The sequence below is a fragment of the Streptomyces sp. NPDC021115 genome, assembly GCF_044333065.1.
Lineage (GTDB): Bacteria > Actinomycetota > Actinomycetes > Streptomycetales > Streptomycetaceae > Streptomyces.
Map to the genome: position 1 here is coordinate 27,667 of NZ_JBIRQF010000029.1, position 15,045 is coordinate 42,711.

Annotated in this window: 2 protein-coding genes; one reads left to right on the plus strand and one right to left on the minus strand. The window is 75.0% G+C overall.

The window, feature by feature from the left end; genetic code table 11:
* Positions 1-106 precede the first annotated feature (106 nt).
* Positions 107-9,652 (plus strand): Ig-like domain repeat protein, encoded by a 9,546-nt coding sequence (locus ACH4TL_RS43415; RefSeq protein ID WP_398330490.1) that lies wholly within the window; start codon positions 107-109, stop codon positions 9,650-9,652.
* On the opposite strand, the gene ACH4TL_RS43420 is transcribed toward ACH4TL_RS43415, so the two are convergent.
* A complete protein-coding gene (locus tag ACH4TL_RS43420) occupies positions 9,649-15,024 on the minus strand; it encodes a hypothetical protein (protein WP_398330493.1) in 5,376 nt (1,791 codons plus the stop codon). The genes ACH4TL_RS43415 and ACH4TL_RS43420 overlap by 4 nt on opposite strands.
* Between the last annotated feature and the right edge of the window lie 21 nt (positions 15,025-15,045).

The window sequence follows — 15,045 nt, forward strand, 5'->3', positions numbered from 1 at the left end:
GTTCGCCGTGCGCGGCGTTGTACTCGCCTCACCGGAATGGGTTACTGAGTCCGTCAGATTCCGGCGGGCCGCCCATCCTTTCCGGAGGAGTGGAAGGCGCGCCGTCATGCTGACTCCGCAACGCCCGGACGGGCTCATCATCCTCACCGACCGCTACGGGAACCGTGTCGCCGTCGTCGATCCGGTCACCCGCCGGGTCGTGCGCATGGCCGCAGAACCCGCCCCGCTCAGGGCGTGGAGCGGGCTCTCCGCCCACCTGGCGGTCCCCACCGGCGTGGTCGCGGCCGGGCGCTTCGGCGCGTACGACTTGCTCAACCCGTTCTCCGGCGTCTTCCCCGACCAGGGGCCCTACACCGGCGGCACCGTGGTGACGCTGATCGGTAAGCACTTCACCGGCGCCACGGGCGTGCGCTTCGGGCCCCGTCCGGCGGCGAGTTTCGCCGTCCTCGACGACTCGACCATCGTGGCCGTGACCCCCGCCGGGAACGGGGCGGTGCCGGTCACCGTCACCACCCCCGGCGGCACCGCCCGCATCGGCTACTTCTTCTACCTCCGCTGGCCCAGCCTGAGCCGCATCATTCCCGCCGCCGGTCCGATCGGCGGCGGGAACGTCGTCGACCTCAGCGGGGTGAACCTGTCCACCGCGCTGCTGGTGAACTTCGGCGCCGCCGTCGCGCACCCCACCGCCGTCTCCGACCAGCAGCTCATCGTGGCCGCTCCCCCGGCCGCGGGTCCTGGCACCGTGCCGGTCTGGGTCACCACGATCGGTGGCATCAGCAACCGGCTGTTCTACACCTATGTGTCCGTGCCCTCCGTCACCGGTGTCTCCCCGAACACGGGACCCGTCGCGGGCGGCACCACCGTCCTGGTGAGCGGCACCGCGCTCTCCCGTACCACCGCCGTCACGGTAGGCGGCGTCCCCGCGGCGTCCTTCCGCGCGTTCTCCGACACCCTGCTCGTCGTGGTGACGCCGCCGGGCACGGCCGGACCCGCCGATCTGGTCATCACCACCCCCGGGGGCAGCGTGACCGTGCCCGGCGCCTTCGGCTACCAGGCGCCCACGGAGACGGCGGTCACCTCGGCGCCCGACCCGTCCGTGGTCGGCGAAGTGGTCACCTTCACCGCCACCGTGACGGTGGTTCCGCCGACGACGGGCACGCCCACCGGGACCGTCACCTTCGACTTCGGCGACGGCACGCCCGTCGTGACGGCCCAGCTCAGCGGCGGCACGGCGACGGTCGGCCACGCCTACGCCGACCCGTCGGCCACCGTGTACACCGTCACCGCGGCCTACGGCGGCGACACCCTCTTCATTCCCTCCAGCGGGACGGACACCCAGACGGTCGGGCAGGCGGCGACCACCACCACGGTGACCTCCACGCCCGACCCGTCCCAGCCCGGGCAGCCGGTCACGGTCGTCGCCCGGGTGGCGCCCGTGGCGCCGGGTGCCGGGACGCCGACCGGCACGGTGACGTTCGACTTCGGCGACGGCACCCCCACCAGCACCCAGCCGCTGTCGGGCGGCGCCGCGACCGTGGACCACGCGTACGCGGACGTCAGCGGGAGCCCGTACACGATCAGCGCCACCTACAGCGGTGACACCGACTTCACCGGGTCCGGCGGCACCGACACCCACACCGTCGAACAGGCCGCGACCACCATCGAGTTCGATGTCTCGCCGAACCCGTCGGTCGTGGGCCAGCCGATGACCGCCACGGCGACGGTCACGGCCGTACCGCCAGGCGCCGGCACTCCCACCGGCACCGTCACGTTCGACTTCGGGGACGGCACCCCGGCCACCACGGTGCCCCTCACCGGCGGCGCCGCCGACGCGACGCACACGTACACCGGCGCCGCGGGCAGCCCGTACACGATCACCGCGACCTACAACGGGGACGCGAACTTCGCGTCGTCCACGGAGACCGGGAGCCAGGCGGTGGGCCAGGCTCTGACGTCGACCGACGTGGTCTCCGCGCCCGACCCGTCGGTGACGGGCGAGGCGGTGACCCTCACCGCCACCGTCACCGCCGTACCGCCAGGCGCTGGCACGCCGACCGGCACCGTCACCTTCGACTTCGGCGACGGAACCCCGACCGCCACCGTGCCCCTCACCGGCGGCACGGCGGCCACCACCCACGCGTACGCCGCCACCGCCGCCTATCCCGTGACGGCCATCTACAGCGGGGACGCCGACTTCACCGCCTCCACCGGCACCGACACCCAGACCGTCCAGCCCTCCGGCACCACCACCGCTGTCACCACCGCGCCCGACCCGTCCACGGTCGGCCAGGAGGTGACCTTCACCGCCACCGTCGCCGCCGTGCCGCCCGGCGCGGGCACCCCCACCGGTACGGTGACGTACGACTTCGGCGACGGAACACCGCCGGTCACCGCGACGCTCACCGGCGGCAACGCGAGCACCACCCACGTCTACTCCGACGCCGACGCCTACACCGTCACCGCGACCTACAACGGCGACGCGAACTTCAACGCCTCCACCGGCACCGACCCCCACACCGTCGACACCGCCGACACCACCACCGCCGTGACCGCCACGCCCGACCCCTCCGACGTGGGGCAGGCGACGACGTTCGTGGCGCAGGTCGTTCCGGAGGCACCGGCGTCCGGCGCGCCGACGGGAACAGTGACGTTCGAGTTCAGCGACGGCTCCCCGGACGTCACGGCGCCCGTGGTGGGCGGTACGGCGGTGGTCGGCCACACCAGCCCCGGCGCGACGGCGAGCCCGCTCGCCGTCGCCGCCACCTATAGCGGGGACGAGAACTTCAACCCCTCGGCCGGCACGGGCTCCAGCACCATCGTCCAGGCCGTGTCGATGACGCAGGTGACCGCCTCGCCCGCGCCGTCGGTGACCGGCGAGACGGTCACGTTCACGGCGGCCGTCGCCGCCGTGCCGCCCGCCGCGGGCACCGCGACCGGAACGGTCACCTTCGACTTCGGCGACGGCACGGCTCCCTCCACCGTGCCCCTGGTCGGCGGCACCGCGAGCACCACCCACGCCTACCCCCACGCGTCGCTCACCCCGTACCCGGTCACCGTCACCTACAGCGGCGACACCGACTTCCTCGCGTCCACCGGCACCGGTCTCCAGAGCGTCGAGCAGGCGTCGACCACCACCACGGTCACCGCCTCCCCCAACCCGTCCGTGACGGGTGCGCTGGTGACGGTCACCGTGGCGCCCGAATCGCCCGCGGCCGGGACTCCCACCGGGTCGGCCACCATCGACTTCGGCGACGGCACCCCGGTGGTCACCGTCCAGTTGGTGGCGGGCACCGCGACGGTCACCCACGCCTACACCAGCGCGGCCGGCAGCCCGTACACCATCACCGCCGAGTACAGCGGCGACGCCGACTACGCCCCGTCCGAGGACACCGTCTCCCACGACGTGGCCCCCGCGTCGACCGTGACCAGGGTGACGTCGTCGGCGAATCCGTCGGCGGCGGGCCAGACCGTGACGTTCTTCGCTCGGGTGTCGCCGGTCCCGCCGGGCGCCGGCAATCCGACGGGCACGGTCACCTTCGACTTCGGCGACGGGTCAGCGACCGTCACCGCGCCGGTCTCCGGCGGCCGGGCCCAGGCCACCCACGCGTACACCAGCACCGCGGGCAGTCCGTACACGGTCACCGCGTCGTACGGCGGTGACGGCGACTTCGCCGCCTCCAGCGGGACCGCCGCGCAGGACGTGGAGGCCAGCGTCTCGACCACGTCGACGACGGTGACCTCGACCCCGGACCCGTCGGTCGTGGGCGACGCGGTCACCATCTCCGCGACCGTCGTGGCCGTCCCGCCCGCCTCGGGCACCCCGACCGGGACGGTCACCTTCAGGTTCGGCGACGGCACCGCGACCGCCACCGTCCCGCTCACGGGCGGCACGGCGTCGGTCAGCCACACCTACACCGCCGCCAACGCCGGATACCCGATCACCGTGGTCTACGGCGGCGACAGCAACTTCGCGGGATCGGCCGGAATCGACACCCAGACGGTCACCCTGGCCCCGTCGACGACGACGGTCACCACCTCGCCCGACCCCTCCATGACGGGCGAGCCGGTCACCGTCACCACGACCGTCGCGCCCGTGAACCCGGCCGCCGGAACCCCGACCGGCACGGTCACCCTCGACTTCGGCGACGGCACCGGCCCGGTCGTGGCGCCCCTCGTCGCGGGGGTCGCGACCGCCGTCCACACGTACACGGCCACCGCGGGCAGCCCGTACACCGTGTCCGTCACCTACGGCGGGGACGCGAGCTTCAGCGGTTCCACCGACACCGACAGCCAGACCGTGAACCCGGCGGACACCTCCACCACCGTGTTCTCCTCGCCCGACCCCTCCAGGGTCGGCCAGACCGTGACCGTCACCGCGACCATCGCGACCGTTCCCCCCGCGACGGGCACCCCCGTCGGGACGGTGACGTTCGACTTCGGCGACGGCACACCGACCGTCACCGTCGACACCGTGGGCGGCCTCGCGACCGTCACCCACGCGTACGCCGACACGACGGGCAGCCCGTACACCGTCACGGCCGCTTACAACGGCAACGCCGACTTCACCGCGTCCGACGCCACCACCACGCAGACCGTGCTCCAGAGCGGGACCACCATGACGGTGACCGGCGCACCGGACCCCGCGGTGGTCGGCGAGCCGGTGGCCATCACCGCCACCGCCACGGCCGTGCCGCCCGGCGCCGGGGTGCCTACCGGCACCGTCACCCTCGACTTCGGCGACGGCACGGCTCCCTCCACAGTGCCCCTGGTCGGCGGGGCCGTCGTCGTCACCCACGCCTACACCACCAGCGTCGGCAGCCCCTTCGCCATCGTCGCCACCTACAACGGCAGCGCCGCCTTCACCGGCTCGGCGGACACCGAGTCCCAGACGATCGTCCAGGCCGCGACGACGACCACCGTGGCCTCCGCGCCGGACCCGTCGGTCTCCGGTCAGGCGGTCACGTTCACGGCGACCGTGGCCCCGCAGGCGCCGGGCGGCGGCACCCCGACGGGCACGGTCACCTTCGGCTTCGGCGACGGCACGACTCCGGCCGCGGTGCCCGTCGTCGGCGGGGTGGCGACCACCGGCCACGCCTACGCCGGTCCGTCCGGCAGTCCGTACACCGTCACGGCCACATACGGCGGTGGCCTCGACTTCACCGGGTCCACCGGCACCACCACCCAGACCGTCGACCAGTCCCCGACCCTGACGCAGGTCCTCACCTCGCCCGACCCCTCGCTGGTGGGCCAGCCGGTCACCGTCACCGCCACGGTCGCGGCGCAGGCCCCGGGCGCGGGCACCCCGACCGGCACCGTCACCTTCGGCTTCGACGACGGAACGGCTCCCGTCACCGTGCCCGTCACGGCCGGGGTGGCGACGGCCACCCACGTGTGGGCCGACACCTCGGGAACTCCGTACGCCATCACCGCCGACTACAGCGGCGACACCGACTTCACCGCCTCCACCGGCACCGACACCCACATCGTCGGCCCGGCCGCGACCACCGTCGGAGTGGTCTCCTCGCCGGACCCTTCGGTGGTGGGCCAGCCGGTCACCGTCACCGCCACGGTCGCGGCGGTCGCGCCCGGCGCGGGGAGCCCGCCCGGCACGGTCACCCTCGACTTCGGCGACGGAACGCCCGCTGTCACCGCGTCCCTGACGGGCGGCAGCGCCACCGTCAGCCATGTCTGGGAGCACACTTCGGGCAGCCCGTACACCGTCACGGCCACCTACGACGGGCACCCGGACTACACCGGCTCCACGGGCACGGACTCCCAGACCGTCGGCCGGGCCGTGACCACCACCACCCTCAGCGTGCTGCCCGAACCGTCCGTGACCGGCCAGCCGGTGACGTTCATCGCGCAGGTCGTGCCCGACGCCCCGGGGGACGGTTCGCCGACGGGGGCGGTGACGTTCGACTTCGGCGACGGCAACGCACCGGCCGTCGTGCCGGTGACCGACGGCGTGGCGACGACCACCCACGCCTTCACCAGCACGGCGGGCAGCCCGTTCACGGTCAGCGCCGCATACGGCGGCGACGGCGACTTCACCGGCTCGGTGGGGACGGCAACCCACACCGTCCAGCCCGCGTCGACGACGACGGTGGTCAGCTCGTCGCCGGATCCCTCGGTGTCGGGCCAGCCGGTGACCGTCACCGCGACGGTCGCGGCGCAGGCCCCGGGCGCCGGAACCCCGACCGGCACCGTCACCTTCACCTTCGGCGACGGCAGCCCCAGCGTCACCGCCCCTCTGGCCGCGGGCACCGCGACCGTCACCCACACCTGGACCGACACCTCAGGCAGCGCCTACGCCATCACCGCCGACTACGGCGGGGACGCCGGGTTCACCGCGTCCACCGGCACCGACACCCAGTCCGTGGTCCCGGCCGCGACCTCGACCACCGTGGTGTCGTCGCCCGATCCGTCGCTGGTGGGCCAGCCGGTGACCGTCACCGCGACGGTCGCGGCGCAGGCCCCGGGCGCCGGAACCCCGACCGGCACCGTCACCTTCACCTTCGGCGACGGCAGCCCCAGCGTCACCGCACCCCTGGCCGCGGGCACCGCGACCGTCACCCACACCTGGACCGACACCTCAGGCAGCCCGTACACCGTCACGGCCAACTATGGCGGGGACGCCAACTTCAACGCCTCCACCACCACCGACACCCAGACCGTCGGCCCGGCCTCCACCAATCTGACCGTGGTCTCCTCCCCCGACCCGTCCGTGACCGGGGATCAGGTCACCTTCACCGCCCGGGTCCTGGCCGCCGCCCCGGGCGCCGGCCGGCCCACCGGCACCGTCACCTTCGACTTCGGCGACGGCAGCCCGACCGTCACCGCGCCGGTGGCCGGCGGGGTCGCGACCATCACCCACGCCTACGCGAGCGCCACGGGCAGCCCGTTCACGGTCACCGCCACCTACAGCGGGGACGCCAACTTCAACGCCTCCACCGCCAACGACACCCACACGGTGTCGCCCAGCGCCGTCACCACGACCACCACGGTCAGTTCCTCCCCCGACCCGTCGGTGACGGGCCAGCCGGTGACGTTCACCGCGACCGTGGCCCCGGTGGCGCCCGGCGCCGGGGTGCCCACCGGCACCGTCACCTTCCACTTCGGCGACGGTACGGCGGCCATCACGGCGCCCCTCTCCGGCGGGGTGGCGACCGCCACCCACGCGTACGCGAGCGCCACGGGCAGCCCCTACACGGTCACGGCCGGGTACAGCGGGGACGCCAACTTCAGCTCCTCCACGGGCACGGACACCCAGACGGTCGGGCAGGCGTCGACCACCACGACGGTGACCTCCGCGCCCGATCCGTCGGTGACCGGACAGCCGGTGTCCTTCACCGCGACCGTGGCCCCCGTCGCGCCCGGCGCCGGGGTGCCGACCGGGACCGTCACCTTCGACTTCGGCGACGGCGCCCCGACGGCATCGGTGCCGGTCACCGGCGGCGTGGCCCGGATCAGCCATACGTACAGCAGCGCGGGCAGCCCGTACACGGTGACCGCGAGCTACGGCGGGGACGCGAGCTTCACCGCGTCCAGCGGCACCGACACCCAGACCGTCAACAAAGCCGCCACCACCACCGCCGTCACCTCCTCGCCCGACCCCTCGACGGTCGGCCAGTCGGTGACCGTCACCGCCACCGTGGCATCGATCGCCCCCGGAGCCGGGACCCCGACCGGGACCGTCACCTTCGACTTCGGCGACGGCTCCCCCACCGCCACGGCCCCCGTCAGCAACGGAATGGCGACGGTCACGCAGACCTACACCGGGGCCTCGGGCAGCCCGTACACCATCACGGGCAGCTACAACGGCGACACCAACTACACCGCGTCCAGCGGCACCGACACCCAGACCGTCAACAAAGCCGCCACCAGCACGTCCGTGGTCTCCTCGCCCGACCCGACCGTGGTGGGCCAGTCCACCACCATCACCGCCACCGTGGCATCGATCGCCCCCGGAGCCGGAAGCCCGACCGGGACCGTCACCTTCACGTTCGGCGACGGCACCAGCTCCGCCACCGTGCCCCTGTCCGGCGGCAGCGCGGCCGTCAGCCACGCCTACGCGGCCACCTCCGGCACGCCGTACCCCATCACGGCCACCTACAACGGCGACACCAACTACACCGCCTCCAGCGGCACCGACACCCAGACCGTCAACAAAGCCGCCACCACCACCGCCGTCACCTCCTCGCCCGACCCGTCCGTGGCGGGCCAGCGGGTCACCGTCACCGCCACGGTCGCGCCCGTCGCACCGGGCGCCGGGACCCCGACCGGCACCGTGACCTTCACCTTCGGCGACGGCACGGGTTCCGCCTCCGGCACGCTGTCCGGTGGCGTCGCCACCGTCACCCATGTCTTCAGCGGGACGTCCGGCAGTCCGTTCTCCCTCACGGCCACCTACAACGGCGACACCAATTTCACGGCGTCCAGCGGCACCGACACCCAGACCGTCAACAAGGCCGCCACCAGTACGTCCGTGGTCTCCTCGCCCGATCCGTCGGTGGTCGGGCAGTCGGTGACCCTCACCGCCACCGTCTCCGCGGTGGCGCCGGGCACCGGCATCCCGACGGGCACCGTCACCTTCGCCTTCGGCGACGGCACCAGCTCCGCCACCGGGACCCTGGTGAACGGCATCGCGACCGTCACCCACGCCTACGCCACCAGGACCGGCAGCCCGTTCACCGTCACCGCCACCTACAACGGCGACACCAACTACACGACGTCCAGCGGCACCGACACCCAGACCGTCAACAAGGCCGCCACCACCACCGCCGTGACCTCCTCACCCGACCCCTCGACGGTCGGCCAGTCGGTGACCGTCACCACGACGGTCGCGGCCGTCGCCCCCGGGGCCGGGACCCCGACCGGCACCGTCACCTTCACCTTCGGCGACGGCACCAGCTCCGCCACCGGGACCCTGTCCGGCGGCGTCGCCACCGTCACCCACGCCTACACCAGCAGGACCGGCAGCCCGTTCTCCCTCACGGCCACCTACAACGGCGACACCAACTACACGACATCGAGCGGCACCGACACCCAGACCCTCAACAAGAACACGACCACCACCACGGTGACATCGACGCCCGACCCCTCGGTGGTGGGGCAGTCGGTGACCATCACGGCGACCGTCTCCTCCGCGTCCGGTACGCCGACCGGCACGGTCACCTTCGCCTTCGGCGACGGGACCAGCTCCACCGTGGCACCGCTGTCCGGTGGCATCGCGACCGTCACCCACACGTACACGTCGACCACCGGAAGCCCGTTCACCATCACCGCCACCTACGGCGGGAACGACAGCTACGCGGGCTCCAGCGGCACCGACACCCAGACCGTCAGCAGGGCGGCCACCACCACGGCCGTGGTCGCCACGCCGAACCCGGCGCTGGTGAGCGACCCGGTGACCGTCACCGCGACCGTGGCCCCCGTCGCCCCCGGCACGGGAACGCCCACCGGGACCGTCACCATCGCCATCCCGGGGCGCACCCCGCAGACGGTGACCCTGGTGAACGGCACGGCGGCCGCGCTGTTCAACCCGCTGCCGAAGGGCGCGTACACCGTCACCGCGAACTACAACGGCTCCGTCAACCACGCGCCCTCCGCCGGGACCACGACGCTGGTCGTGACGACGCCCGGAGGGTCCTAGTCGGCCGACCCGGCGGCCCGGGCCGCCGGGTCGCCCTCCGGCCGCTTGTACATCCGCGTCGCCGTGATCTGGCCGTGCACCTGCTCCCCCTCCGGATCCTGCGTCGGCAGGCCCGGCCGCAGATGCTCCTCGACGCTGATGTACTTGAGCCCGGCCCGCAGGTCCGCGTCGTTCCGCAGCCGGATCACCAGCGGGAACTCGGCCAGCGCCGTGGTGTCGAACAGCCCCGTCGTATAGAGCAGCTGGACGCCCAGCGCGTCCGCGACCGCCCGCTGGAGCTCCAGCAGATACGTCGCGTTGGCCCGGCCGATCGGGTTGTCGAGGAACAGCGTGCCCGCGTGGCGGTGCTTGTCGCGGCCCCGGTCGTTGCTGCGCAGCGCGGCCATCGTGCAGTACAGGGCGATGGCGGCGGTCAGCAGCTGGCCACCGGAGAACACGTCGCCCATCTGCCCCACCGGCACCCGCTCGGCGCGCAGCACCGCGTCCGGCTTGAGGATCTCCACGGCCACCCCGCGCGGCTGGAGCGCCGCGTGGACGCCGCGCAGCAGCAGGGACATGCCGTCCCGGCGCAGGTCGGAGTTCTTCTTCACCGCCGAGCGGGTCGCCTCGTCGATGACCTCGCCCAGCCGCTCCGCGAGCGTCGCCTGGTCGGGGTCGTCGAACCGGATCCGCAGGAACTCCTGCCCCGACCACTCGCCGAGCCCCTCCGGCAGCCGGGACAGCCGCTGCGCGGAGCGGAGCGTGGCCAGGCACGACTCCACCAGGCCGCGCAGCCGGTCGACGATGGAGTCCCGGTTGCGCTCCAGCTGCTCCAGCTCGTCGGTCAGCACCCGCAGCCGGGGCGCGAACGCGTCGGCCCAGGCGGCGGCGTGCTCGGGCAGCGCCGCCGCGGGCAGTTCGCGGATCTGCTGGCGGGCGGGGGTGCGGACCTGCTCGTAGCGGGTGGAGTTGGCGTGCCGTACGAGGATGTCGCTGGCCTCCCGGACCGCCGACTCGGCGCCCGACAGGTCGGCCGCGCAGCCGCGCAGCGAGCGGCGGGCCTCGGTGGCCGCCTGCCGGGCCTCGCCGAGGCCGCCCGCGTACGCGTCGGGGCGCTCACCGTCGTCCTCGGCGCCGGGGCCGTCACGCAGCAGGTCCCGCAGCAGGGCCGCGGTCTCGTCGAAGCCGCCCGCCGCGTCCTCCGCTGAGCGGTGCGCCTGGAGCAGGTCCGCGTGGGCGGTGCGGGCGGTGTCCAGCGCGTCCGTACGGGCCGCCAGCTCGGAGTTGGCCGTGCGCAGCAGCTCCTTCGCCTGCTCCGCGTCGGCCGGAACCATCTCCTCCGGCAGCGCGGTGTGTGCGTCGTCGCCGTCGGCCGGGGCCAGCCGCTCGGCCTCGCCGCGCAACCGGCCGAGCTGCTCGCTCGCCGCCGACGCGCGGGTCTCCAGCATCTGGACCAGCGATTCGGCGCGGGCCGCCGCGGCCTGCCGGGACGGGCCGTCGGCGCCCTCGGTGCCCTCCAGGAGCTGGGCGGCGCGGGTGCGGACCTTGTTGGTGAGCCGGTCGAGGCTGGCGAGCGCCGCGCTCTCGTCGCTCTCCGCGCGGGCCTGTTCGGCGCGGAGGTCCGCGCCGACGCCCACCTTCTCGTACACCTGGGACGCCGTACGGTACGCCTCGCGCAGCGCGGGCAGCGACGCGGTGGGCGGCTCGGTGTCCTCCCCGAGGTCGTCGGGCGCGCCCGCGATCTCCGCCCGCTCGGCGCGCAGGGCGCGCGCGGTGCGGTGCGCGTCGTCGGCCGTGCGCTGGGCCGCGCGCCGGTCCTCGTCGGCGGCGCGCGCCCGGTCCACGCAGGCGGCGGCCTGCTCCTCGGCCTCGGCCGCCTCGTCGGCCAGCTCGCGCAGCCGGGTCTGCCAGTTGGCCCGCTCGCGCAGCCGGTACGCCAGCCCCGCCAGCGCGTCCGCCACCCGGCGGGCCCGCTGCGCGGCCTCCTGCCGCTCGTCCCGCACCCGGGCCGCCTCGGTGGCCGCCTCGTCCGCCTCGGCCCGGGCGGTACGCGCCTCCACCAGCTCCCGCTGCGCCGCCTCGGCCGCCTCCGCTGCGCCCTCGGCCGCGGCCGCCAGCTCTGCGAGCCGCCCGGCCGGGCAGCCGCCGCGCCACGACGCCAGCCGGGCCGCCAGCGCCCGGTCCCCGGACAGCCGGGCGGCCAGCGCCCGGATCTCCTCGTCGCGCGCTGCGGCCCGGCCCCGCAGCCCGCGCCGCTCGTCGTCGGCTGCGCGCTCGTCGTGCATCGCCGGGTTCGGCGGTACGAGGAACACCCCGCTCTCCTCGCCCGCCCCGGGCGACGGCGTCGGCGCGAGCAGCGCGGCGGCCGTCCCCACCGCGACGGCCGAACGCGGCAGCAGCGACGCCTGCCCCAGCACCGCGCGGGCCCGGGCGTGGGTGTCGGGGTCGGTGATGACGACGCCGTCCACCAGCTCGGGGCGGGCCGCGAGCACGGCCGCGTGGTCGACGGGGTCGACCGCCTGGGCGAGGTAACGCCAGCCGGGCAGGGCGGGGATGCCGTGCTCGCCCAAGTACTCGACGGCGGCAAGCACATCGGGGCTGGGCGGCAGCAACCCGCCGTCGCCGAGCGCCGCGAGGATCCGCGAGTCGTCCGCGGCGGCGGTCCGCAGCTCGAACAACTGCCGCTCGGCGGAGGCCACGCTCTCCTCCAGCAGCTCCCGCAACGCCTCGACGTTCCGGTCCAGCTCATCGGCGGTCAGCGGCCCGTCCGCAAGGCGCCGCTGCGGCCGCGCGGGGGCCGCACCGCCTTGCGCGTCACCGCCGGAGCCCGCGGCCCCGCCCCCGCCGTCGCCGACTTCGGGGTCCCAGCAGTCCTGCCCGTCGTCGGAGGCGTCCTCCACCGACTGCGCCTGCCCGGACCCGGCCGCGGCGCCGCCGTCGGCGTCGGCGGCGTCGGCGGGGCCCTGGTCGTCACCGTCCCCGTCGTCCCCGACACGCGCCGAAACCCGCCCCGGCGGCGGCGAGTCGGCCGCGTACACACGCCCGGCGCCCGCACTGCGCGCGCCACGACGGCCGGTGCCGGAGGCCGCGCCATCAGACGGCGCGTTCCCGACGGCCTCGGCCTCGTCCTCGTCCTCGTCCTCGATGCGGACCGTCACCTCGTCCCGGGGGCGGGAGTCGGCCGCGTGGGTGGTGCCGGGACGGGGTTCGGGGTCGCCGGGCGCGGACGCGGCGCGCGGGGCGCCGTCTTCGGGCGTGCCCGGGCGTTCCTCGCCCGCGCCCGCGCGTGGGCCCCGCGCACCGTGGGCCTCGTCGGGGGCGTACTCGTGGTCCGCGGCGGGCCACGTCTCGCAGTCGGGGTCCACGGCGCACTCGTCCGACGAGGTGTCGGGCCGGCGGGTGGTGGGGTCCGCGCGGAAGGCGGCGGGGAGTTGGGACAGGCCCAGCATGTCGTCCGCGTCCGGGTCGTCGTCCACCCGGACCGTGACCCAGCCCGTGCGGGACGACTCGGCCGCGGAGGGGCGGGCCGCGGGGATGGTGGCGGTGGGCTGCGGCAGGCCCAGCAGTTCGATGAGGCGCGGCTCGGCGCCGAGCGCCTCGGCGGCGCGCCGCTCCGCGTCGTACGCCGACTCCGCCGCCCGGGCCGCGTCGGCCGCGCGGGCGGCGGCCAGTTCGGTGCGGGCCTGTTCAGCGGCGGCCGCCTTCGCGTGGTCGCCGGTGCGGCCCGCCGTCTCGCGGGCGGCCTCCCACGCCGCGGCGGTCGTCTTCTCGGCATCGCTCGCGGCGAGCGCGGCGCGGGCCGGGTCGGCGTCGGGGGCGGAGTCGTCGAGCCATCCGGCGCGCACGGCCTCGGCGGTCTCCTGCTCGACCTCGGCGAGCCGCTGCCGCAGGTGCTCGGCGTCGCTGCGGGCGCGCTGGGCGGCGGTGGCGGCGGAGGTGGCGTCGCGGTGGGCGGCCTCGCCCGCCGCCTGGAGGGTGGCGGAGCGCTCCTCCTCCTCGTTGGCGTGCCGTTCGCCGTCCTCCGCCGCCGCGTGCAGGGCGCGTACGAGGTCGGCGGCGGCCTTGGCGCGGGCGGCGAGCGCGGGGGCCGCGTCCCGCTCGGCCTCGCGGATGGCGGCGGCCACGCGCGCGGAGCGGTCGGCGGCGGCGCGGTGGCGGAGCACCGTCTCGGCGGCCTGCCAGGCGGAGTGCAGGGTGCGGGCGTCGTTGAGCTCGCGGCGCTGGGCTGCGGCGCCCTTCTCGGCGGCGGCGAGGGCCAGCGAGGCGTGGCGGTAGGCGAGTTCGGCGGCGACCGCGTCGCTGCGTCCGCGCGCGGTCTCCGCCTCGGTGACGGCGTGCGCGGCGGCGGCGACCGCTTGCGCGAGTTCGGCGGCGCGGCCGCGCTCCTCGGCGCCGCGCGCGGAGAGCCGCCGGGCGAGCGTACGGGTGCGGCGCTCGGCGCCCGCGTGCACGCCGCGCGCCTGCTCGCGGCGCTCGGCGGCGTCGGCGATGCGCTGGAGCAGGTCCAGCGAACCGGCCGTGAAGTCGCGCTCGGCGGTCAGTTCGGCGCGGCGGCCGAGCTTGTGCGCGAAGCCGTGGACGAGGTCGGCGAGCCCGTCCGTGTCGCGGGTGTCGGTGACGGCGCGCAGCAGCAGATCGGTGAAGTCGGAGTCGTTCTTGACGGCGAAGAGCCCGGCGGCCTCGCCCTCGTCGGCGTTCATCTCGCGCTGGTAGCGGAAGAGTTCGGGGTCGAGGCCGAGTTCGCCGAGGTGTTCGTTCCAGCGCTCGTGGATCTCCACCCAGGAGACGTCCAGGTGCGGATATGCCTTGTCCGCCTCGGTGAGGGCGTCCCGGAACCCCTTCATGGTGCGGCGGCGGCCACGGGCGGTGGAGGCGCCCTCCGCGGCGGGGCGGACGGAGGCGGCCTCGGCGACCGGCAGCGAGTCGAGGCTGAGCCCGGGGCCGGGGCGGAACGAATACCACGCCTCGGCGAACTTCCGCGGGTCGTTGGAGACCTGGCGGCCACGCCACTCGCTGACCTTGCCGACCACGATCGACTCACCGGTGACCGTGTGCTGCCACTCCAGGGCCACATGCCCGCAGTCGTCGGCGAGCAGGAACTTGCGCAGCACGCCGGAGCTGGCGCCGCCGAGGGTGTTCCGGTGGCCGGGCAGCATGACCGAGAAGATCAGCTTGAGGAGGACGGACTTGCCGCCGCCGTTCTCCAGGAAGAGCACCCCGGCGGGGGCCGGGCGGCGCGGCGGGCCCACCGGCTCGTCCTCGAAGAACTCCGCCTGGGTCGGCGCGGGGCTGGGCACCGGATCGCCGACTCCGCGCAGGTCCAGCACGGTGTCGGCGTAGCGCGCACCGGCGGGCCCGATGGAGTAGAGGCGGATCCGGGACAGCTCGTACATGGCGGCGGACTCTCGTTGTCG